Annotated in this window: 21 protein-coding genes; 12 read left to right on the forward strand and 9 right to left on the reverse strand. The window is 65.9% G+C overall.

All coding sequences use genetic code 11. The features are described from left to right. The first annotated feature begins 46 nt into the window (after positions 1-46). A complete protein-coding gene (locus ACO6D5_RS05635) occupies positions 47-874 on the forward strand; it encodes an alpha/beta hydrolase (protein WP_485824829.1) in 828 nt (275 codons plus the stop codon). Between the two features lie 81 nt (positions 875-955). Next, positions 956-2,377, forward strand: coding sequence for a tetratricopeptide repeat protein (locus ACO6D5_RS05640; RefSeq protein ID WP_485824830.1), 1,422 nt, complete (start codon positions 956-958; stop codon positions 2,375-2,377). On the opposite strand, the gene ACO6D5_RS05645 is transcribed toward ACO6D5_RS05640, so the two are convergent. Continuing rightward, positions 2,374-3,324: a LysR family transcriptional regulator gene (locus ACO6D5_RS05645; RefSeq protein ID WP_485824831.1), complete on the reverse strand. Its 951-nt coding sequence runs from the start codon at positions 3,322-3,324 to the stop codon at positions 2,374-2,376. The two genes, ACO6D5_RS05640 and ACO6D5_RS05645, sit on opposite strands and share 4 nt — an antisense overlap. A gap of 79 nt (positions 3,325-3,403) precedes the next feature. On the opposite strand from ACO6D5_RS05645, the gene ACO6D5_RS05650 reads away from it, so the two are divergent. From ACO6D5_RS05650 to ACO6D5_RS05665, 4 genes are all read left to right on the forward strand, one after another. Beyond that, complete coding sequence (locus tag ACO6D5_RS05650; RefSeq protein WP_485824832.1) at positions 3,404-4,561, forward strand: ABC transporter substrate-binding protein; 1,158 nt, start codon at positions 3,404-3,406, stop codon at positions 4,559-4,561. Positions 4,562-4,571: 10 nt separating this feature from the next. Continuing rightward, positions 4,572-5,636 carry an aromatic ring-hydroxylating dioxygenase subunit alpha gene (locus tag ACO6D5_RS05655; protein ID WP_485824833.1) on the forward strand — a complete coding sequence of 355 codons (1,065 nt, stop codon included), beginning with the start codon at positions 4,572-4,574 and terminating at the stop codon, positions 5,634-5,636. Between the two features lies 1 nt (position 5,637). Continuing rightward, positions 5,638-6,588, forward strand: coding sequence for a PDR/VanB family oxidoreductase (locus tag ACO6D5_RS05660; RefSeq protein ID WP_485824834.1), 951 nt, complete (start codon positions 5,638-5,640; stop codon positions 6,586-6,588). A gap of 72 nt (positions 6,589-6,660) precedes the next feature. Continuing rightward, positions 6,661-6,825 carry a hypothetical protein gene (locus tag ACO6D5_RS05665; RefSeq protein WP_088590680.1) on the forward strand — a complete coding sequence of 55 codons (165 nt, stop codon included), beginning with the start codon at positions 6,661-6,663 and terminating at the stop codon, positions 6,823-6,825. Between the two features lie 9 nt (positions 6,826-6,834). Here the strand turns inward: ACO6D5_RS05665 and ACO6D5_RS05670 are convergent, their stop codons facing one another. Both ACO6D5_RS05670 and ACO6D5_RS05675 read right to left on the reverse strand, forming a co-directional pair. Continuing rightward, entirely contained in the window at positions 6,835-8,019 is a 1,185-nt protein-coding gene (locus ACO6D5_RS05670) for a serine hydrolase domain-containing protein (RefSeq protein WP_485824835.1), read from the reverse strand. 64 nt (positions 8,020-8,083) lie between these two features. After that, positions 8,084-9,118: a Bug family tripartite tricarboxylate transporter substrate binding protein gene (locus tag ACO6D5_RS05675; RefSeq protein WP_485824836.1), complete on the reverse strand. Its 1,035-nt coding sequence runs from the start codon at positions 9,116-9,118 to the stop codon at positions 8,084-8,086. Positions 9,119-9,247: 129 nt separating this feature from the next. Between ACO6D5_RS05675 and ACO6D5_RS05680 the strand changes: the two genes are divergently transcribed. Beyond that, on the forward strand, positions 9,248-10,150 hold the full coding sequence (locus tag ACO6D5_RS05680) for a LysR substrate-binding domain-containing protein (protein WP_315526159.1): 903 nt from the start codon (positions 9,248-9,250) through the stop codon (positions 10,148-10,150). Between the two features lie 8 nt (positions 10,151-10,158). On the opposite strand, the gene ACO6D5_RS05685 is transcribed toward ACO6D5_RS05680, so the two are convergent. Both ACO6D5_RS05685 and ACO6D5_RS05690 read right to left on the reverse strand, forming a co-directional pair. Continuing rightward, on the reverse strand, positions 10,159-10,695 hold the full coding sequence (locus ACO6D5_RS05685; protein WP_315526156.1) for a thioredoxin family protein: 537 nt from the start codon (positions 10,693-10,695) through the stop codon (positions 10,159-10,161). 45 nt (positions 10,696-10,740) lie between these two features. Then, on the reverse strand, positions 10,741-11,430 hold the full coding sequence (locus ACO6D5_RS05690; RefSeq protein ID WP_485824837.1) for a cytochrome c biogenesis CcdA family protein: 690 nt from the start codon (positions 11,428-11,430) through the stop codon (positions 10,741-10,743). 173 nt (positions 11,431-11,603) lie between these two features. Here ACO6D5_RS05690 and ACO6D5_RS05695 point away from each other — a divergent pair, with 173 nt between their 5' ends. The 4 genes from ACO6D5_RS05695 to ACO6D5_RS05710 are packed head-to-tail and all read left to right on the forward strand — an operon-like array spanning position 11,604 to position 14,747. Next, entirely contained in the window at positions 11,604-11,732 is a 129-nt protein-coding gene (locus ACO6D5_RS05695) for a hypothetical protein (protein WP_272938472.1), read from the forward strand. Positions 11,733-11,768: 36 nt separating this feature from the next. After that, positions 11,769-12,509 (forward strand): response regulator, encoded by a 741-nt coding sequence (locus ACO6D5_RS05700; RefSeq protein WP_485824838.1) that lies wholly within the window; start codon positions 11,769-11,771, stop codon positions 12,507-12,509. Then, entirely contained in the window at positions 12,506-13,822 is a 1,317-nt protein-coding gene (locus tag ACO6D5_RS05705; RefSeq protein ID WP_485824839.1) for a sensor histidine kinase, read from the forward strand. The genes ACO6D5_RS05700 and ACO6D5_RS05705 overlap by 4 nt, the downstream gene beginning before the upstream one ends. Positions 13,823-13,847: 25 nt before the next feature. Continuing rightward, positions 13,848-14,747, forward strand: coding sequence for an SMP-30/gluconolactonase/LRE family protein (locus ACO6D5_RS05710; protein WP_485824840.1), 900 nt, complete (start codon positions 13,848-13,850; stop codon positions 14,745-14,747). On the opposite strand, the gene ACO6D5_RS05715 is transcribed toward ACO6D5_RS05710, so the two are convergent. Beyond that, positions 14,736-15,497 (reverse strand): 5'-methylthioadenosine/adenosylhomocysteine nucleosidase, encoded by a 762-nt coding sequence (locus tag ACO6D5_RS05715; RefSeq protein ID WP_485824841.1) that lies wholly within the window; start codon positions 15,495-15,497, stop codon positions 14,736-14,738. The genes ACO6D5_RS05710 and ACO6D5_RS05715 overlap by 12 nt on opposite strands. A 289-nt stretch (positions 15,498-15,786) precedes the next feature. Here ACO6D5_RS05715 and ACO6D5_RS05720 point away from each other — a divergent pair, with 289 nt between their 5' ends. Next, positions 15,787-16,212 (forward strand): organic hydroperoxide resistance protein, encoded by a 426-nt coding sequence (locus ACO6D5_RS05720; protein ID WP_485824842.1) that lies wholly within the window; start codon positions 15,787-15,789, stop codon positions 16,210-16,212. 60 nt (positions 16,213-16,272) lie between these two features. On the opposite strand, the gene ACO6D5_RS05725 is transcribed toward ACO6D5_RS05720, so the two are convergent. The 3 genes from ACO6D5_RS05725 to ACO6D5_RS05735 all read right to left on the reverse strand — a co-directional run bounded on the left by ACO6D5_RS05725 (position 16,273) and on the right by ACO6D5_RS05735 (position 19,552). After that, positions 16,273-17,577, reverse strand: coding sequence for an ABC transporter substrate-binding protein (locus ACO6D5_RS05725; RefSeq protein ID WP_315526139.1), 1,305 nt, complete (start codon positions 17,575-17,577; stop codon positions 16,273-16,275). A 36-nt stretch (positions 17,578-17,613) separates the two neighbouring features. Then, positions 17,614-18,738 carry a zinc-dependent alcohol dehydrogenase family protein gene (locus ACO6D5_RS05730; RefSeq protein ID WP_485824843.1) on the reverse strand — a complete coding sequence of 375 codons (1,125 nt, stop codon included), beginning with the start codon at positions 18,736-18,738 and terminating at the stop codon, positions 17,614-17,616. A gap of 61 nt (positions 18,739-18,799) precedes the next feature. After that, positions 18,800-19,552 carry a glucose 1-dehydrogenase gene (locus tag ACO6D5_RS05735; RefSeq protein WP_485824844.1) on the reverse strand — a complete coding sequence of 251 codons (753 nt, stop codon included), beginning with the start codon at positions 19,550-19,552 and terminating at the stop codon, positions 18,800-18,802. Between the last annotated feature and the right edge of the window lie 11 nt (positions 19,553-19,563).

A 19,563-nucleotide genomic window follows, 5' to 3' on the forward strand; every position in this document is an offset into this window, starting at 1 on the left:
CCCGGGCTACAGTGAGCGGCACCCCATCTTCCTGCCCCGGACGTCCATGCTCGCGCCCCGCCTGCTGCCAGCCTTGTTCCTGACCGCCACCCTGCTCGGGCCGGCATCGGCCGCCCCGTTGATGGACCAGCGCTACGGGCCGGATGCCGCCCAGATCGCCGACGTCTATCTGCCCGGAACTCCGGCCTCCGGCGGCGCCCCGGTGCTTGTCATCGTCCATGGCGGGTCGTGGAAGACCGGCGACAAGGCCGCGCCCGAGGTCGTCCAGAACAAGCTGACCCACTGGTTGCCGCAAGGCTATGTCATCGTGTCGGTGAACACGCGATTGCTGCCGCAGGCTCGCCCTGAAGCGCAGGCCGAGGACCTGGGCCGCGCATTGGCGTGGATCGGCCAGCGCGCCCAAACCTGGGGCGCCGACCCGGACCGGATCATCGTCATGGGGCATTCCTCCGGCGGCCACCTGCTGACGCTGCTGGCCGCCGACGAAGCCATGCGGCAACGCACGGGCGCGCGTCCCTGGCTGGCCAGCGTCGTCCTGGACGGAGCAGGCTTCGACCTGCTGGACGTCATGCCCCGCCCGCACGCCCCCTTCTATGACGAGGCCTTTGGCGCCGACCCCGCGCAATGGGCGGCGGCATCACCGGCCGCGCAACTACGCGGCCCGCAGCCGCCCGCCCTGTTCGTGTGTTCGACGCTACGCCCCGATCCCTGCCGCCGATCGCAGCGTTATGCCGATCTGCTGAAAGCGCACGGCGGCCAGGCGGAACTGGTGAGCATTGCGCGCAACCACGCCCAGATCAACGCCGACGTGGGCGCCGACAACGACGAAACGCGCGCGATCCGCGCGTTCATCGAGGCGCAGCTGCGTCGATAGCGTCAAGCAGATTCGCCCCGGCACGCGTTGTCGTGCACAATCCGGCCACGCGACCCTTCCCGCGGCCCCCACGCAGTCCCCATGACGCCTTTGCAGCACACTCCGATTACCGCGCTCGCGTTCGCCGCCGCCCTGTGGCTGCTGACGCCGGGCGTCCACGCCGCCGACACCGCCGCGCCTGAAAAATCCGTCGTCCGTTCGACGTCGCCGCCTGCCGGTATGCCCCAATATGGCGTGGGCACGCACGGCCGCAGCCTGACGCTGGCCTTGCCCGACAGACGGTCCATCGCGCTCGCCCCCAACACGCCGTACCGCCTGTTCCTGACCGGCAAGAACGACGCAATCCAGAACACCCCCAGCAACGACGGCATCCTGCACGGCGTCACCGACGCGCAAGGCCGCACCGCCTGGGTCTGGACCGAGCAGCCGCACGCCGCCACCGACTTCACGCTGATCCGTCGCGTCGGCGACGGCGCGTGGGGCCACTTCTTCCAACTGAATTCCAGTGGCGACAACACGCCGCTGCCAGCCTGGCCGTACATCCTGACGCTGCGCCAACGCTGGGGCGAACAGTGGGTCGACCTGGGCTACACCACCCGCCAGGGCGCCACGGCCTACTTCAGCCACGACGTGCCCGCCAGCCCCCTGTCCCTGTCGATCGACGGCGCGGTCACCGACAACGCGGCATGCTTTGCCGAGCTGGACGCCCTCAATCTCAAGTTCGCGCAGAAGGACGTGGACGGCGCCAAGCAATTGATCAGCACCATGCGCTGCGCCGACACCCCGCAACAACAACTGGACCTGGCCCACCTGCTGTTGATGGTCGGCCAGCAAGACCAAGCCCGGCAATGGATACAGCGCGCTCGCCAATGGCGCTTCCCGGAATCGCTAAAACGCCCCACGAAGGCCGTGCTGCAAGACCGCCTGAACCTGGAACGCCTGCTGGGCATGCCGGATCTTGCGCTGGCCGACACGCAGGTGCTGCAGCAACGCCAAGCCAGACGCGGCCGCGCACGGCAGCCCGACGAACCGGATCTGGCCAACGAAATCGCCTATTACCTGGCGGACTTTCCCGGCTTTTTGCCGCAGGCCGAAGCGCAGGTGCGCGAGTCCATCCGCCGCACCGGCACCAACCCGTACAACCAGGGAACGCTGGGTTGGATCCTGGCGCTGCGAGGCGACACGGACGAAGGCCTGCGCCTGATGCACGAGTCCTACCGCGACATTCCGCGCAACGAAGAAATCGTGGCCGACTATGGCCTGACGCTGTGGCGGCACGGCCAGCCGGAACGGGCGGCGCGGCTGTGGGATCAAGCGCAAGCGCAGTGCGTGTGGGGCCGGCGCATGTTTGACGCGATGCGCCAGGTCGGATATCCGCATCCGTACTTCCAAGCGACCAGTTCCCCCGCCGTGGAAGGCTATCGGCAGCGCTGCGACCGGCCGTGGAGCAAACCGAAAACCCAGGCAGCCGCTTCCCGCGACGGCACGGGCAAGTCCGGTTAGTCCGGGATCACCGGATACGTATCGAAGGTCTCTTTCACCAATTCCCGTAGCCAGACGATGGCGGGATCTTGATGAAAGCGCGGATGCCAATGCTGCCGCAACGCGAAAGACGGCAAAGGCATCGGGGGCTCAAGCACCCGGACCGATCCGTAGCCGGCGAACACGTTGCCCAATTCGTGGGGCACGGTCGCGATCAGGTCAGGGTGCTGGTCGATCAGCAGCGGCACCACCAGGAAATGCGGCGTTGACAGGTAGATGTTGCGTTTGATCCCCTGCTCTTCAATCGCGCTGTCGTAGGCTTCGGACGACCTTCCCGCCAGCGTCACGACGATCTGCGGCATCCGCTGGAACTGCTCCAGCGTCATCGTGTCCCCTACCTCTGTGTTCTTGACGCTGACCAACGTGACGAACTTGTGCATGAACAGCTGCTGCTGGAACAAGCCGGACGGCGCGGCCCGCAGCGACCCCAGCACCAAATCGACTTCCCCGGATGCCAGCAGGGGTTCGATCTGCGCCACGGGCACCTGCCTGGACCGCAGCGTGCAATGCGGCGCCAGCTTGCGCAGGCGCTTTATCAGGGGCGGCAGGAAGACCAGCTCGCCCATGTCGGTCATGCACAGCGTGAAAGCGCGTCTGGCGACCGCAGGGTCGAACTGCGCCTGAGACAGCACCTGCGCCCTGATCGTCGCCATCAGATCCAGCACGGTCGGCGCCAGGCTTTCTGATTTAGGGGTGGGTTGCATGCCCTGCCCCGTCTTCACGAACAACGGGTCGTCGAAAAACGACCGCAGCCGGTTGACTGCGTGGCTCATGGCGCTTTGCGACAGGCCCAGCTGTTCGCCCGCGCGCGTCACGCTGCGTTCGCGCAGCAGGCTGTCAAAAACCGCCAGCAGATTCAGGTCGAACTTCTCGTTATGCATGACGTGCATTTCCAGTATTAGACCCATGACATTGACGCATATTCGGCGTCTGCCTATCTTGCTGTCAAGCGCCGCGCAGATCGGCGTTCCGACAAGGAGACAAATCTTGAACCCCCAAAATCGCCTCATCTCAGGGGCGCTGTTTTCCTGCGCCCTGCTTTCCTGTAGCCCCGCTATCGCCGACATCAACGTCGGCGTCGTCCTATCCCTGACCGGACCCGCGGCGTCGCTGGGCGTGCCGGCGAAAAATGCCATCGACCTGCTGCCCCGCGAACTCGCCGGCGAGGCGATCCGCTACATCGTCCTGGACGATGCCTCCGATACGACCCAAGCCTCCCGCGCCTTTCGCCGCCTGGTCGACGAACACAAGGTGGACGTGATCCTGGGCACCTCGGTCACGCCTTCGACCTTGGCGCTGGTGCCCATCGCGCTGGAAAAGCAGGTGCCGCTGCTCAGCCTGGCTGCCAGCGTCAAGATCGTAGAGCCGATGGACCCGCAACGGCGCTGGGTGTTCAAGGCCATCCAGAACGAAAACCTCATGGTCGCCGCCACGCTTGCCCACATGAAAGCCCAAGGCGTCAAGACGTTGGGCTACATCGGCTTTGCAGATGCCTATGGCGATAGCTGGTTGGCTGAAACGCGCGCGCAAGCCGAACCCGCCGGCATCAAGGTGGTGGCGGCAGAGCGTTACGTGAAAACCGACACCAGCGTCACCGCGCAGACCTTGAAACTGCTGGGCGCACGCCCTGACGCCGTGTTGGTGGCGGCCTCCGGTACGCCCGGCGCCCTGCCCCAGAAGTCGCTACGCGAACGCGGCTATCAAGGGGGGATCTATCAAACCTATGGCATCGCCAACCGCGAGTTCCTGCGCATCACCGGCAAGGATGCCGAAGGCGCGGTCTTCGCCGTCGGCCCGGTGGTGGTCGCCAGCCAGCTGGACCCCGCCAACCCGATCCGCGCGGTCGCCACCGACCTGACTCAACGCTACGAGGCCGCCTACGGCAAGGATTCCATGTCGGTCTTCGCCGCCAATGCCTGGGATGCCAGCATCGTGCTCCAACATGCGTTGAAGACCGCAATGGGCACGGCAAAGCCCGGCACCGCCGAATTCAGGTCCGCTTTGCGGGACGCGTTGGAGGGCACGCGCGACGTCGTGACGTCGCAAGGCGTATCCACCATGTCACCCAACGACCACGTCGGATACGACGCGCGCGCCGCCGTCATGGTCCAGATCAAAAACGGCGCTTGGCGCTACGTGCAATAGGAGCAGGATCATGTTCGTCAAAAACACCTGGTATGTGGCCGCCTGGGACAACGAAGTCCGCACGGAGGGGCTCTTCTCGCGCACCATCATCGGCGTCCCGGTGCTGATGTATCGAGATAGCGCCGGCCGGCTGGTAGCGTTGGAGGACCGCTGCTGCCACCGAGGCGCACCGCTGTCCGTGGGGCGGCGCGAAGGCGACTGCGTGCGCTGCCTGTACCACGGCCTGAAATTCGACGCGACCGGCGCGTGCGTGGAAGCGCCCGCCCAGCCCCGCATCCCGCCGCAGGCCCGCGTGCGGACCTTTCCCGTCGAAGAACGGCACCGCTGGATCTGGATCTGGATGGGCGACCCGGAGCGCGCCGACAGGTCGCTGATTCCGGACACGCAGTGGCTGGACCATCCCGACTGGCGCAGCCAGGACGGCTACATTCACTATGACGTCAACTACCTGCTGATCGCCGACAACCTGCTGGACTTCTCGCATCTGCCGTTCGTCCACCCCACGACGCTTGGCGGCAGCGAAGACTACGCGGCGGTGTCGCCCAAGGTGGAGCGGCTGGCCGACGGCGTGCGCATCACACGCTGGACCATCGACACGGAGGCGCCCGCGTTCGCCACCAAGGTCAAGCAGTGGCCCGGCCGGGTCGACCGCTGGAACATCTACAACTTCACCATTCCCGGCATCCTGCTGATGGATTCCGGCATGGCGCCCACCGGCACCGGCGCGCAGGAAGGCAAACGCGTGGATGCCGCCGAATTCCGAGGCTGTCAGGCATTGACACCGGAAACGGAAAACTCGACCCACTATTTCTTCGCGCACCCGCACAATTTCGCGATCGATCAGCCCGAGGTGACCGCGTCCATTCATCAAAGCGTAGTCGCCGCGTTCGACGAAGACCGCGACATCATCACCGCGCAGCAACGCTCCTTGTCGCTGGCGCCGGACTTCAAGATGGTGCCGCTGTCCATCGACGCCGCGCTGTCGCAATTCCGCTGGGCCGTGTCACGGCTGCTGGAGCAAGAGCAGCAGCAGCCCGCCGTCATTCCGATTTCTCCGTCACGGGAAGTGGCCTGACATGGTGCCGCTGATCATCACCCGCATTACGCGTGAGGCCGACGGCGTGCGGGGATTGGAACTGCGCAGCCCCGACGCCGCCGACCTGCCCGCCTATGCCGCGGGCGCCCACGTCGACGTGGATCTGGGCAACGGCCTTATTCGGCAGTATTCGTTGTGCGGCGATCCAGCCGATCGGGGCGCCTACCGGCTGGCCGTCGGACTAGCCGCCGATTCGCGTGGGGGGTCGCGCCATATCCACGAGGCGTTGCGCGAAGGCGACGTGCTGAACGTCGGCGTCCCGCGCCAGCTTTTCGGACTGCACGCGCCGGCCGCCGCACACCATTTCATTGCGGGCGGCATCGGCATCACTCCCATCCTCAGCATGATCCTCGCCTGCGAACAACGACGGGAACCCTGGACGCTGCTGTACTGCGCGCGAAGCCGCAAGCACGCTGCTTTCCTGAGCGAGCTAGCCGCCTACGGCGATCGCGTCCACTTGCACTTCGACGACGAGCAAAGCGGCGCGCGTTGCGATCTGGACAGGCATCTGTCCAATACCCTGCAGATGGCTTCCCATGTCTATTGCTGCGGGCCCGGGCCCTTGATGGATGCGGTCGCGCGGGCCTGCGAACGCCAGCGCATACCCGAAGAGAAGCTGCATGTTGAACGCTTTTCCGCACCTGCAGCGCATGCCGACGCCCGCGATTCGGCGTTCACCGTCGTGCTGGCCCGAAGCGGCGGGCGCTACGAGGTGTCCGCCGGAGAATCGGTGCTGGATGTGCTGGAGGCAGCTGGCGTCGCCTGGCCGCATGCCTGCCGTGAAGGGCTTTGCCGCAGCTGTGAAGCGGGCGTGCTGTCCGGCAAGGTAGATCACCGCGACTATGTGCTGAGCGATGAGGAGCGCGCCGGCAACCGCAGCATAATGGTTTGTGTATCCCGCGGCTGCGGCACGCTGGAGTTGGACATCTAGCGCTGCGCCCTATAATCGTCTTCATACGCTGCACGCTACGCGCCTGCTGAGGGGCAGCCGCAGGAGACCGTCATGAATTCCCCGTTCAAGCACCTGATCGCCCTGCTTGCCGCCGCTTTCCTGCTTGGCGGCTGCGCCTCTGGCAACGGGGGCCCGCCCCACCCGGGCGCCGTCAATCCCTACAGCAGCGGCGGCTTCCACGATGCCGGGCCCAATTACCCGGATACCGGCCGCTAGGCCACCCGATCAAGCCCCGTCCCGGATTGCCGCGATCACGCTGTTCAGCTCCGCGTCGCGATCCGGTTCGTTCGCGCTGGCGTAGCGCGGTTCCGGGTAGGCTGCCAGCTGCACCACCACCAGCGCGTGGCGGCGGTCGATGTAGATGCGCTGGCCGGAATGCCCCATGGCCATCATCGCGCCGTCGTCGCGCAGCCACCAGCTATAGCCGTACGCCGTCAGCCCCAGCGCCTGGCGGCTGGCCGAATGAAAGGCCTCGGGCACCCTGTGGGCCACGGCGCCCGCCTGATCAATCCAGCCTTCGGGCAGCACCCGCTGGCCACCGATCACGCCGTCGTCCAGCACGAATTGCCCCACCCGGCCCAGATCCCGCAACGTCATCCCGGCTCGGCTGCCGCCGATCTCCTGGCCCCCTTCGGACTCCAGCGTGTAGAAGGCGTCGAACTCCATCCCGTAGGGCTGCCAGATTTTCTGCGACAGATAGTCGGCCAGCGTCCTGCCGGTGGCGGCGGAAAGCAATGCACCCAGCAGATAGGTATCGCCCGTGTTGTAGTGCCACACGGCGCCCGGCGCATGCAGCCGCCGGCACGCCCGCAACAACGCCAGCACGCCCCCCGGCACCTTGTCCGCCAGCGACTTGCTGTAGCGGTTCACGTCCGATTGCTTGTCCGTGTAATCCTCGGTCCACTCCATGCCCGACGACATCGTCAGCAGATGGCGCACGGTCACCTGATCGTAGGCGCAGCCCTGCATGGCGGGCAGGTAGCGCGTGACGGGATCATCGATGCTGTGGATGGCGCCGTCCTGCACGGCCGCGCCTACCAGCAGCGACGTCACCGACTTGATGGTGGACATCGTGGACCAGCGGTCGTGCGGCTGCAGGCCCAGGCCGTAGCGTTCCAGCACCACCCGGCCTGCGCGCATCGCCAGCAGCCCGGCCACGTTGTTGCGGTCCATGAATTCCGGCAGCCCACGCCGCACGCCATCGGATTCGTACTGCACGCGCGCTTCGGGGCCGCGCTCCAATTCGCGGGTCACCGAGCCACGCGCCACGCCGCGGGTGGCGAACAACTGATCGACGATGCGGTAGCCATAAGCTTGCAGGCACGGCGGCCACAGCAGGAAGTCTTCGCTGCGGGGCAGGTGGATGGCAGGCTGGGCGATGGCGGCGGAAGGAAAAGACAGGTCGGTCATGGGCAAGGTGCGATGCGTGACTTCCCGCCGGCGATGCGGCGGTGCGGATGGGAGCGGACGGGGGTCAATCGTTCTGGATGCCCAGCCGCTTGATGATCGGCCCCCAGGTCGCGGATTCGCGCTGCATGGCTTGCGCCACGGCCTGCCCGCCGAAGTCGGCCGGCGGCAGCATATAGATCTGCGCCATCTGCGCCCGCGCGTCGGGGTCGGCCCAGAATTTCTGCGTGGCCTCGGTCAGCTGTGCAAGCACGGCGGGCGGCGTCCCTTTGGGAGCCATCAGGCCATACCAGCCGTCGCTGGGAAAATCGGTGGCGCCCACTTCGTAGATGGTGGGCACATCGGGAAGCTCGGCCACGCGCTGGCTGCCGAAAACCACCAGCGGCACCGCCTTGCCCGTCTTGATCTGCGGAATCGCTCCCGAAAGCGCATCCGCCGTCAGATCGATCTGCCCACCCACCAGGTCCATCATGGCGGGCGCCGCGCCCTTGTAAGGCACGTGCGACATCTCCAACCCGAAATGCTGCGCCAGGAAGGCCACGTTCAAATGCGTGGAATTGCCCATCCCGGCCGAGCCGTAGTTCAAGACGCCGGGCTTGCTCTTGGCGACCTTGACCAGATCCTGGACGCTCTTGATGCCGCTGGCCGGGTTCGTCACCAGCACCTGCGAAGTACCGGCGATCATCGTCACCGGATCAAAGTCGCGCACCGGGTTGTAGGCCAGGGTCTTATACGAGAACGGGTTCAAGGACATGTTCGACGTGCTGCCGAACAGCAGCGAATAGCCATCCGCGGGCTGCTTGGCGACGAAGGCCGCGGCAATGCTGCCGTTGGCGCCCGGCTTGTTCTCGACGATCACCGTGCCGCCGATCGCCTTGGCCACATAGCTGGCCCAGGCGCGCGCCAATGCGTCCGCCGCACCGCCGGCGGACACCGGCACCACCACGGACACCGGCTTGGCCGGAAAGCTCGCCTGCGCCGATGCCGGCCCGGCCAGGACGACGCCCAGGCCTGCCGCCACCAGGAATCGGCACAGCGCCACCCGCAGAAAGCTGAGGGGCGCAGCCGGGGCAGCAAAACGGGGTGACAGCGTGGGGACCATGGCGGCTCACAGAATGGCGGGTGTGGGAATGCGGCGAATGAGCAGCGATGTTAGGAGCGCCACTAATTGCCGTCCAATGCATAATTGGCTTACCTTCCATAATCAAAATGAATAATTCTGGCAGGCCGCATGAATCTTCAGCAGTTGGACCATTTCCTGGCCGTCGTGGAAACCCAATCCTTTAGCCGCGCCGCCGACAAGCTGCACCTGACCCAGCCCGCGCTTAGCCGCAGCATCCAGGCACTGGAAGAGGAATTGGGCGGCCCGCTGCTGGAGCGCGGCAAGAACAAGACGCTGACCGCCCTGGGCGAGTTGGCGTTGGCCCGCGCGCGCCGGGTGCGCGTCGAACTGGCCGAACTGCGGCGCAGCGCCAAGATCCTGGCGAACGTGGAAGCCGGCACGCTGCGCCTGGGGCTGGGCCCTGCCCCGACGGCGATGCTGTCCGTGCGCCTGCTGCAGCACATGATGCAGCGCTATCCCGCCATCAAGGTGCAGCTAAGCGGCGGCACCGCCGACATGCAATTGCAGGAACTGCGCGAAGGCGCCGTCGACGCGCTGATCCTGCACCGTAGCCAGGTCCCGCCGGACGACGACCTGAACCTGGACCTGTTCCCGCGCACCCCGCTGGGCTTCGTCTGCCGCGCGGGGCATCCGCTGGAGCACCGCCACGCGCTCAGCTTCGCCGAACTGCGCAAGTACCCGCTGGCGGCCAGCGGCCGCGCGATGAGCAATGACGTTATCCACCGCTTGAATGAATACTTCGGCAACCGCACGCACTTCTACGATGCGATCCAGTATCAGTCGAACGATGTGAACGCCCTGGTGGAAGTGGTGCGCCGCACGGACGCCGTGTTCTTCGGTGTGCTGCAGGTGGCGCGCGCCTTGCTGGACCGCGGCGAGCTGGTGCTGCTGCACCTGTCGCCGCCGCTGCCGCTGAGTTCGGAATTCATGTTCGTGACGCTGGACGGCAAGACGCCGCCGCCCGCGCTGGAGAAGGTCCGGGACTGGTGCGCGGCGCAGATGGCGGGCTAGGGCTAGGCCTAGCCCGGCTGCGCCAGCAGGCGCTGGATCTCGGCCTCGGTCTCGGCATAGTTGCCCTCGCCAAAATGGCGGTAGACGATCTGGCCCTGCTTGTCGATCAGGTAGACCGCCGGCCAGTACTGGTTGCGGTAGGCCTCCCAGGTGGCGTAGCGGTTGTCCTGCGCGACCGGGTACGTGATGCCAAAGCGCTCCAGCGCCTTCTGGACATTGGGCGTGGAGCGTTCGAAGGGGAACTCGGGCGTGTGCACGCCCACCACGACCAGGCCCTGGTCCTTGTATTTCTGATGCCAGCTGGTGACGTACGGCAGCGTGCGGATGCAGTTGATGCAGGTGTAGGTCCAGAAATCCACCAGCACCACCTTGCCGCGCTGCGACGCCAGCGTCAGCGGCGGACTATTGAGCCAGTTTTCGATACCGGTGAATTCAGGCGCGGGGACCGGCGTGGCGGCGGCCTGCGCGGCGCCGGGCACTACCGAGGCCGCCAGCGACGTGGCCAGCAACGCGCCCAGCGCGATCTTCTTCATGGAAGCAAACATGGTCGGACTCCTTGGGGTCAGTGAAGATAGGTCAACAACAATCGTTCAGTTGAAAAGGTTGCTGATCCAGGCATAGGCCAGGATGTCGTACTGGAAATAGATGGCGGCCGCGGTCAGGACCAGCAGCACGCCGAAGCCCTGTTGCAAGCGATGCGTGTAGCGCGACAGCCCACGCACCCGGACGGCGATGGCCTGGCCGCCATAGGCGATGGCCAGCATGGGAATGCCGGCGCCGATGGCGAACACCAGCAGCAAGGTGCTGGATTGCGTCAGGTCCTGCGCCTTGGCGGCCAGCACCAGGATCGACGCCAGCACCGGGCCCGCGCAGGGCGTCCACACGGCGCCCAGCGACAGCCCCAACAGAAAGCCGCCGGCATTCCCGCTGCCGGCCCCCCCGGCGCGGAACGCCAGCTGCTGCAACGGTCCGCCAAAGCGGGCGATCAGGCGGTCATAGGGTTGCGGCCAGATGCGCACCAGCCCGAACAGCGCCAGCAACGCCACCGAGGTGGACCGCACGGCTTCATGCACCGAGGCATTTAGGTTCGACAGCAGACTGAGCGCGATGCCCAGGCCGGCGAACGCCAGCACAAAACCGGACACGACAAACAAGGGACGCATCCGGTCGGGACGTTCCAGCGACGTGCCAAGCAGCACCGGCAACAAGGGCAGCACGCACGGCGACGCGATGGTCAGCATGCCGGCCAACAGGGCGATGGGGGTGTTGATCAGGTCCATGGGGTGTCCTTTGGAAAGAGGCCCCATTGCACCCGCGGCACGTATCCGGCTTGTGCCGGTTTAGCGCCGTTTTTCCCGCTTATGTATCTGCCGCCGGCGCGTATACAGTGCGACACACATCCCGGCTCGGGCGGCGCTATAAACCGTTCATCGCAGTCTGTGGAGACCCTCCGATGAAACGCTTTCTTGCCGTCCTGTTGCTGCTGTTCGGCGGCTTTACCGCCGAAGCCGCCAAGCCGTTCCAGTGCCAATTGATCGCCAATTCCCGCCCGCGCCGGGATCCCCTGCCCCCGGTATCATGAACGGCACGCCCTCCCATCCCAGAAAGGCATCCGCAGATGGATCACGTTGATCACGTCATGATCGTCGACGACGATCGCGAAATACGCGAACTGGCCGGCAACTTCCTGAAGAAGAACGGCCTGGCCGTCACGCTGGCGGCCGACGGCCGGCAGATGCGGACGCTGCTGGAAGGCCTGTCCGTCGACCTGATCGTGCTGGACATCATGATGCCCGGCGACGACGGCCTGGTGCTGTGCCGCGAGTTGCGCAGCGGCAAGCATCGTCGCATCCCCATCCTGCTGCTGACGGCGCGCAGCGACGACATGGACCGCGTCCTCGGCCTGGAAATGGGCGCCGACGACTACCTGGTCAAACCCTTCGTCGCGCGCGAACTGCTGGCCCGCATCAAGGCGATCTTGCGGCGCACGCGCATGCTGCCGCCCAACTTCCAGGTGACGGAACCGGGGCGCGAGATCACGTTCGGCGCCTGGCGCCTGGACACCACCGCGCGCCACCTGCTGGACGCCGACGGCACCATCGTGTCGCTCAGCGGCGCTGAATACCGGCTGCTGCGCGTCTTTCTCGACCATCCGCAACGCGTGCTGAACCGCGACCAGCTGCTGAACCTGACGCAAGGCCGCGACGCCGACTTCTTTGGCCGGTCCATCGACCTGCTGGTCAGCCGGCTGCGCCAGCGCCTGCGCGAAGACGCGCGCGAACCGATGTACATCAAGACCGTGCGCAGCGAAGGCTATGTGTTCTCGGCCGCGGTCGACGTCTCGGAACCCGATCAGTGAACACTGCCGCCCCGCGCCGTTTCGGATGGCCCGGCACGCTGGTCGCGCGCCTGTTCCTGATCTTCCTGGCCGGCCTGCTGCTGGCGTACGGCCTGTCTTTCGCCTCGTTGTTCTACGAACGCTACAGCGCCACCAAAAGCATGATGCTGGGCGACCTGGAGCGCGACGTCGCCATCGCCATGGACATCCTGGACCGCCTGCCCGCCGCGGAACGCCCCGCCTGGCTACCCCGCCTGTCCAGCGGCAACCGCGAATACCGCCTGGGCAACGGCGACGCAGACCGGCCGCTTGAACTGGATGCGGCCCGCAGCGTCGCGCAGTCCATTCAGGCAGCGCTGGGCAACGCGCGCCCCGCAACGATACGGGCCATGGCGGACGACCCCCGCCATATCCAGGCGCGCGTCGTCTTGTCCGATGGGCAGCCCGTGATCCTGGACATCCACCTGTCGTCAATGCGCCCTGCGCCATGGCTGGGCATCGTGCTGGCGGTGCAACTGCTGCTGTTGATCGGCTGCGCCTGGCTGGCCGTGCGCCTGGCGGTGCGTCCGCTGACGCGGCTGGCGCGCGCCGCCGAAGCGCTGGATCCGAATGCCAAAAGCCCCCTGCTTAGCGAGCATGGGCCCGCCGAGGTGGCGCACGCCGCCGTCGCGTTCAACGCCATGCAGTCACGCATCGCCGCCCACGTGGCCGAACGCATGCAAATACTGGGCGCCATCTCGCATGACCTGCAGACGCCGATTACCCGCATGAAGCTGCGCACGGAATTCATGGATGCCTCTGTCGACCGCGACAAGCTGGCGCAAGACCTGAATGAAGTAGAGCGCCTGGTGCGCGAAGGCATCGACTACGCGCGCAGCGCCCACGGCAAGGTGGAAACGCCTGCGCGCGTGGAGCTTGCCGCATTTCTGGAAAGCCTGGTCTATGACTACCAGGACACCGGCAAGGCGGTCAGCCTGTCGGGCGACCGTGCCGGGCCGCTGTCGACCCGGCCACACGCCTTGCGGCGCGTGTTGGGCAACCTGATCGACAACGCCCTGAAGTTCGCGGGTGCGGCAGAGGTCCGCGTCGAGGCTCCCGAAGGCGGCCCCGTGTCGATCTACGTGCTGGACCGCGGGCCTGGCATTCCCGCGCATGAACTGGACGCCGTGCTGCAACCCTTCTATCGCCTGGAAAGTTCGCGCAACCGCGACACGGGCGGCACCGGACTGGGCCTGGCCATTGCGCAGCAATTGGCGGAAGTCCTAGGTGCCAAGCTGATCCTGAGCCCCCGCGATGGCGGTGGCTTATCCGTTGAACTGCGCATCGCCCGCTGACGCCATCCCTGCCCTGGAGCCTCCCATGAAACGCCTCTTCGCCATCGCGCTACTGGTAGCGGCATCCACGGCGGGCGCCGCGCCCGCCACCACGGTTGAAATCCTGTCGACCGGCCAGCAATTTGCCGAAGGCACTATCTTCGTCGGCCCAACGCTCTACTACGTGGACTACGGCCGCTCGGCCGTCTACCGCCTGGAGGACAAGCAGCCCCGGCAAGTGTGGCGGCACGCCGGCAGCGGCGCCAACGGCTTGGTCCAGGATGGGGAAGACCTGCTGGTGGCCGGCTACGACAACGGCACCATCGTGCGCATCAGCCTCACGGGAGACACCCTCGCCGTCTATGACCACGACGATGCCGAACGCCCCTTTGTGCTGCCCAACGACCTGGCGTCGGACGGACGCGGCGGCATCTACTTCACCGCGTCAGGCGATGAGGGCGACACGCTGGGCAAGGTCTACTGCCTGGCGCCGGGCGCACTGCCCCATGAGGTCGCCGGCGGCATCCACAACGCCAACGGCGTGGTGGTTTCGCCCGACGGCAAGACGCTGTATGTGGCCGAGAGCAGCACCGACCGCCTGTTCCGCTTTGATATCGGCGCCGATGGCATGCTGTCCCATAAGCAGGAATTCCTGGCGCTGGATACCGTGCTGGCCGACGGCGTCAACCCGCGCCACACGCCCGACGGCGTCCGCATCGACCGCCAAGGCCGGCTGTTCGTCAGCCTGTATCACGGCGGCGGGTTCGCCGTGTTCGCGCCTGACGGAAAGCTGCTGGCGCGGGTGGACCTGCCCGGCCAGCATCATGCGAACCTGGCCTTGACGCCCGATGAAAAGTTCGTGGAAGGCACCATCGCCAACGACGGCGAGGTCGATGGTTACCTTGGCGCGTTGTACCGCGTCGCCAATCCCGTATCAGGCGGCTGACAACGCGCCCGACTTCAAGAGGGGCGCCAGAATACCCGCCGTGTAGACCCGCGCCACCTTCTCCAGAAACGCCGTGAAGTCGGTCTTTGCGGCATGGTCGGCGCGGTCCGAGATCACGCGCATCACCGCAAACGGAATGCCGAACTCATAGCAAACCTGCGCCATCGCCGCGCCTTCCATCTCGACGCACAGCGCATCAGGCAAGCGCTTGCGCAACGCCTGGGCTTCGTCATTGTGGCTGACGAAGATGTCGCCGGTCGCGATCAACCCCGCATGGACTTTGGGCTGGGCAAACGTGGCGCCCGCGGTATCGCCCGCTGCCCCGTAGCGCCGGACGAATTCCTGGGCGCTGTCGTGCAGCAGCCTGCTCAGGGCGGCATCTGATTCGAACTGCACCCGACCCAGCAAGGGGATCTCGTGCTGGCCGAATAGGGGCCTGGCATCCATGTCGTGCTGCATCAGGGTAGTGGCCACCACCACGTCGCCCACGTCCACCTCCGCATGCAGGCCGCCGGCCAACCCCGTGAAGATCACCTTCGACACCTGGAACTCCCGGATGACGATAGACGCCGTGGCAGCCGCCGCCACCTTGCCGATGCGGCTGAGCGCAATGACGCACGGCGTGCCCCACAACGTGCCCACGTGAAAATCGCGCATGGCGATACGGTGAATCGTCGCGCCCGGATCCATCGCCGCCAGCAGGTCGGCGATTTCTTCGTGCAACGCGCCGAGGATGGCGAGACGTTCCATGGTGTCCTTTGAGATGTCTGGCGACATGGCTGAATGCCGCGCAGGGGGAACATACTTTAAACGGCGTCTGGGTATCAACAGGCGGCGGTGCGTTCTGTCTGTTGCGTGCTTCGTTCTATGTGGGGTGTGCGATGCGCGGAGTTCTGTACCCCAACGTATCCAATCGGCCGGGCGATACAAGGCTGTGCATTATCGCCACCCAGGCGACACAAGCCGGATACAGGCACTTGTTGCAATGCAGGCTCCATTCCAACCCTGCGGTCACGCCGCAGCATCACCCGGAGTCATCATGGCCAAGCAACTTGAAGAAGTCCTCTATACCGCCAACACCCACACCACCAGCGGCCGCGACGGCACGGGCCGCAGCAGCGACGGCGCGCTGGACGTGCAACTGAGCCCGCCCGGGTCCGGCAAGCCGGGCACGAATCCTGAACAACTGTTTGCGGTGGGGTATTCCGCCTGCTTCATGGGAGCCATGACGCGGGCGGGAGCTGCGAATGGCATCGCCGTTCCGAAGGACGTGGCAATTGATGCCAGCGTGTCACTGGGCAAGGTCGACAACGGCGAGAACTTTGCGCTGGGCGTGGTGTTGGCGGTGTCGCTGCCCGGCTTGGAAGAGGACCAGAAGCGGCTGCTGGTGGAAGCCGCGCATCAGATGTGCCCGTACTCGCGCGCGATCAAGGACAACGTGGACGTGCGGTTCAAGATCATTTAAGGCAAAAAAACCCCGGCGATCGCTCGCCGGGGACGTCCCTGCACACACAACACAGCTTGCTCAGTTCGCGAACACCTTGATCTGGTCGCTTTTCAGCACATCCGGCGTCAGGCTCTTTTCGATCCAGGCCATTGACGTGTCCTCCACGCCCGGGGTGACCAGTTCGGCCGGCACGATGGTGATGTCGGCCAGCACCTTGAACGGGTACTTGTCGCTCTTCTTGGTCACGCCGAACAGTTGCGCTTCCAGGCCCTGACCGTCGGCGCGGTGCATCTTGACGTCGCGGCCGTAGCCCTTGAAGGTCACGTCGTGCATGGCGGCGGCCACTTGTTCGGGGCTGGGCCAGGCGCCGCCGTTGTCCTTGATGGCTTTTTCGTAACCGGCTTTCAGGCCCTGGATGGCTTGCACCATGTGGTAGACCGAGTAGATCGGGTAGGCGCCGGTCTTGTCGTGGAATTTCTTCACGAAAGCCTGGTGCTGCGGATCGTCCTTGGTTTCCGGATGCAGGAAGTAGTGATCGCCGCGGGCGCCCACGTACACGCCTTCAGGCAGGGCATTGCCCAGGCGCTCCAGCGAGCTTTCGGCCAGCGACAGCACGAAGGTCGAGTTCTTGAACAGGTTGCGCTGCGACGCCTGGCGCACGAAGTTGTCCAGGTCGCCGCCCCACGAGGTGGACACGATGACGTCCGGGCGCAGCGCTTGCAGGCGGCTGATCTCGGTGGAGAAGTCGGCGGCGCCGAACTTGGGGAACATCTCGGCCACGACCTTGACGTCCGGCTTGAACTTCTTCAGCGCGGCCAGGAAGATGTCGCGCGAATCGCGGCCCCAGGCATAGTCCTGGTTGACGATGGCGATGGTCTTGAAGTCGGGCTTGACCTTCATCAGGTACAGGACCTGGGCGACCATTTCTGTGGTGGCGTTGGCCTGGGTGCGGACGACGTACTTGTATTTCTTGCCCTCCAGCGCCTTTTCCGTGCCGCAGTCCCACAGCACGTTCAGCACCTTCAGGTCTTCGGCCACGGGCGCGACGATGTTGCAGTGGCCGCTTGAGATGGCTGACAGCATGACGCGGGTGCCGCCTTCGGCCAGCCGGCGGTATTCGGACAACAGCTTTTCACCGCCGCCGCCTTCGTCGATGTAGCTGGGCACCAGTTTGACGCCGTCGATGCCGCCCGCGGCGTTGATGTCCTGGATCAGGATTTCGGCCGCGTCGCGGGCCGGCACGCCGAACACCGACGCCGACCCCGACAGGAAGGTCGAAATGCCGATGTTCAGTTCCTTGGGCTTGTCGGCGGCGCCCGCAAGCGCCGTGAAGCCTGACAGCAGGGTGGCGCCCAACAGGGCAGCCAGTCTTGAGGTTTTCATGGTCTTGTCTCCAGTGTTGTAGTCGGGTCTATGCCCTTAGAAAACGATGGCGTCGCGCAGGCTGCCGCCGGTAGCGAGGTGATCGAACCCCTCGTTGATATGGTCCAGCGAAAAGGACTTTCCCATCATCCGGTCCACCGGCAACTGGCCGGCTTTGTACAAGTCGATGTACCGGCTGATGTCGATGGCGGGCACGCCCGACCCCAGATAGCTGCCGCGGATGTCGCGCTCTTCGCCCACCATCTGCGACAGCGACAAGGGGAAGCTGAACTTCGGGTTGGGCAGGCCCGACGTGACGGTGGCCCCGCCACGCCGGGTCAGTTTGTAGGCGGTCTCGAAGGCGGGCACGGCGCCGGCCATGTCGAAGCCATAGTCGACGCGGCCGCCGGCCAGGTCGAACAGGTCGTCGTCCGTCTTCACCTGCTTCGGGTTGACGGTATGGGTCGCGCCCAACTCCCGGGCCAAGGCCAGCTTTTCGTCGCTGAGGTCGACGGCGACCACGCGGCGCGCACCGGCGGCCACCGCCGCCAGCAAGGCGCTCAGCCCCACGCCGCCCAGCCCCACGATGGCGGCGGTGTCGCCGGCCTTGATGCGGGCACGGTTCAGCACCGCACCCGCGCCAGTCAGCACGGCGCAGCCGAAGAGCGCGGCTTCGCGATGGCTGAGTTCAACGTTGACCTTCACGCAGGACCGGCGCGAGACCACCGCGTATTCCGCGAAGCAGGACACGCCGGTATGGTGGTTGATGTATTCGCTGCCGATGTGCAGGCGGCGGTCGCCGCTCAGCAGCGTGCCTTGGGTATTGGCGGCGGCGCCCGGCTCGCACAGCGCGGGCCGGCCTTCCATGCAGGGGTTGCAGCAGCCGCAGCTGGGCACGAACACCATGGCGACGTGGTCGCCGGGCTTCAGGTCGGTGACGCCGGGGCCGGTTTCCACGACCTCGCCGGACGATTCGTGGCCCAGCACAATGGGCACCCCGCGCGGGCGGTCGCCATTGATCACCGACAGGTCGGAATGGCACAGCCCCGCCGCTTTGATCTTCACCAGCACTTCGCCCGTGCCGGGCGGGTCCAGTTCGATCTCGGTGATGCTCAATGGCCGGGTCTGGGCGTAGGGGCCTTCCACCCCTACGTTACGCAACAACGCCGCTTTGATTTTCATGCGCCTGACACCCACGGTAGAGAGAAGGCGGCCCGGCGTGCGCCGGGCCTGTCGAAAACGATCAGACGGTACGGCCGCCGTCCACGGGGAATTCCACGCCAGTGATGAATTCCGCCGCATCGCTGGCCAGGAACAGCGCTGCCGCCGCCACGTCGGACGGTTGGCAGAAGCGGCCCAGCGGAATGGTGGAGACGAACTTGGCGCGGTTCTCTGGCGTGTCGGGCAAGCCCATGAACAGTTCGAACATGCCGGTGATGCCCATCACGGGGCAGATGGCGTTGACGCGGATGCCGTCGGGCCCCAGCTCCACCGCCATGGACTTCGACAGCACGTTGACCGCGCCTTTGGACGCGTTGTACCAGCTCAGGCCCGGACGCGGACGGATGCCGGCCGTCGACCCCACGTTCAGGATCACGCCGCGCTTTTGCTTGCGCATCACGGGCACCACGGCTTGCGCCATGTGATAGATCGACTTCACGTTGATGTCGAACATGCGGTCGAACATGGCCTCGTCCACGTCCAGCATCGGCTGGTTCTTGTGGGTGATGGCGGCATTGTTGACGACGATGTCGACCGAGCCGAATTTTTCCTGGCAGACGCGCACGACGTTGTCGATGTCGGCGCGACTGGACACGTCGGCCTTCACGGCCAGCGCCGCGCCCCCGACTTCGGCCGCCACGCGGTCTGCGGCTACCTGGTTGATGTCGGCGATGACGACCTTCGCGCCTTCCTTGGCGTACAGCTTGACGATGCCTTCGCCGAAACCACTGCCCCCGCCCGTGACGATGGCGACCTTGCCTTGCAACTGACTCATGACTTGTCTCC

This window comes from Achromobacter sp. (assembly GCF_057314935.1).

What these genes read in the sequence shown, in the direction of transcription:
- ACO6D5_RS05700 (WP_485824838.1), top strand. Translation starts at nt 11,769, where the DNA reads ATGGATCACGTTGATCACGTCATGATCGTCGACGACGATCGCGAAATA.
- ACO6D5_RS05660 (WP_485824834.1), top strand. Translation starts at nt 5,638, where the DNA reads ATGGTGCCGCTGATCATCACCCGCATTACGCGTGAGGCCGACGGCGTG.
- ACO6D5_RS05695 (WP_272938472.1), top strand. Translation starts at nt 11,604, where the DNA reads ATGAAACGCTTTCTTGCCGTCCTGTTGCTGCTGTTCGGCGGCTTTACC.
- ACO6D5_RS05710 (WP_485824840.1), top strand. Translation starts at nt 13,848, where the DNA reads ATGAAACGCCTCTTCGCCATCGCGCTACTGGTAGCGGCATCCACGGCG.
- ACO6D5_RS05655 (WP_485824833.1), top strand. Translation starts at nt 4,572, where the DNA reads ATGTTCGTCAAAAACACCTGGTATGTGGCCGCCTGGGACAACGAAGTC.
- ACO6D5_RS05720 (WP_485824842.1), top strand. Translation starts at nt 15,787, where the DNA reads ATGGCCAAGCAACTTGAAGAAGTCCTCTATACCGCCAACACCCACACC.
- ACO6D5_RS05680 (WP_315526159.1), top strand. Translation starts at nt 9,248, where the DNA reads ATGAATCTTCAGCAGTTGGACCATTTCCTGGCCGTCGTGGAAACCCAA.
- ACO6D5_RS05665 (WP_088590680.1), top strand. Translation starts at nt 6,661, where the DNA reads ATGAATTCCCCGTTCAAGCACCTGATCGCCCTGCTTGCCGCCGCTTTC.
- ACO6D5_RS05675 (WP_485824836.1), bottom strand. Translation starts at nt 9,118, where the DNA reads ATGGTCCCCACGCTGTCACCCCGTTTTGCTGCCCCGGCTGCGCCCCTC.
- ACO6D5_RS05735 (WP_485824844.1), bottom strand. Translation starts at nt 19,552, where the DNA reads ATGAGTCAGTTGCAAGGCAAGGTCGCCATCGTCACGGGCGGGGGCAGT.
- ACO6D5_RS05690 (WP_485824837.1), bottom strand. Translation starts at nt 11,430, where the DNA reads ATGGACCTGATCAACACCCCCATCGCCCTGTTGGCCGGCATGCTGACC.
- ACO6D5_RS05645 (WP_485824831.1), bottom strand. Translation starts at nt 3,324, where the DNA reads ATGGGTCTAATACTGGAAATGCACGTCATGCATAACGAGAAGTTCGAC.
- ACO6D5_RS05635 (WP_485824829.1), top strand. Translation starts at nt 47, where the DNA reads ATGCTCGCGCCCCGCCTGCTGCCAGCCTTGTTCCTGACCGCCACCCTG.
- ACO6D5_RS05640 (WP_485824830.1), top strand. Translation starts at nt 956, where the DNA reads ATGACGCCTTTGCAGCACACTCCGATTACCGCGCTCGCGTTCGCCGCC.
- ACO6D5_RS05715 (WP_485824841.1), bottom strand. Translation starts at nt 15,497, where the DNA reads ATGGAACGTCTCGCCATCCTCGGCGCGTTGCACGAAGAAATCGCCGAC.
- ACO6D5_RS05730 (WP_485824843.1), bottom strand. Translation starts at nt 18,738, where the DNA reads ATGAAAATCAAAGCGGCGTTGTTGCGTAACGTAGGGGTGGAAGGCCCC.
- ACO6D5_RS05685 (WP_315526156.1), bottom strand. Translation starts at nt 10,695, where the DNA reads ATGTTTGCTTCCATGAAGAAGATCGCGCTGGGCGCGTTGCTGGCCACG.
- ACO6D5_RS05725 (WP_315526139.1), bottom strand. Translation starts at nt 17,577, where the DNA reads ATGAAAACCTCAAGACTGGCTGCCCTGTTGGGCGCCACCCTGCTGTCA.
- ACO6D5_RS05670 (WP_485824835.1), bottom strand. Translation starts at nt 8,019, where the DNA reads ATGACCGACCTGTCTTTTCCTTCCGCCGCCATCGCCCAGCCTGCCATC.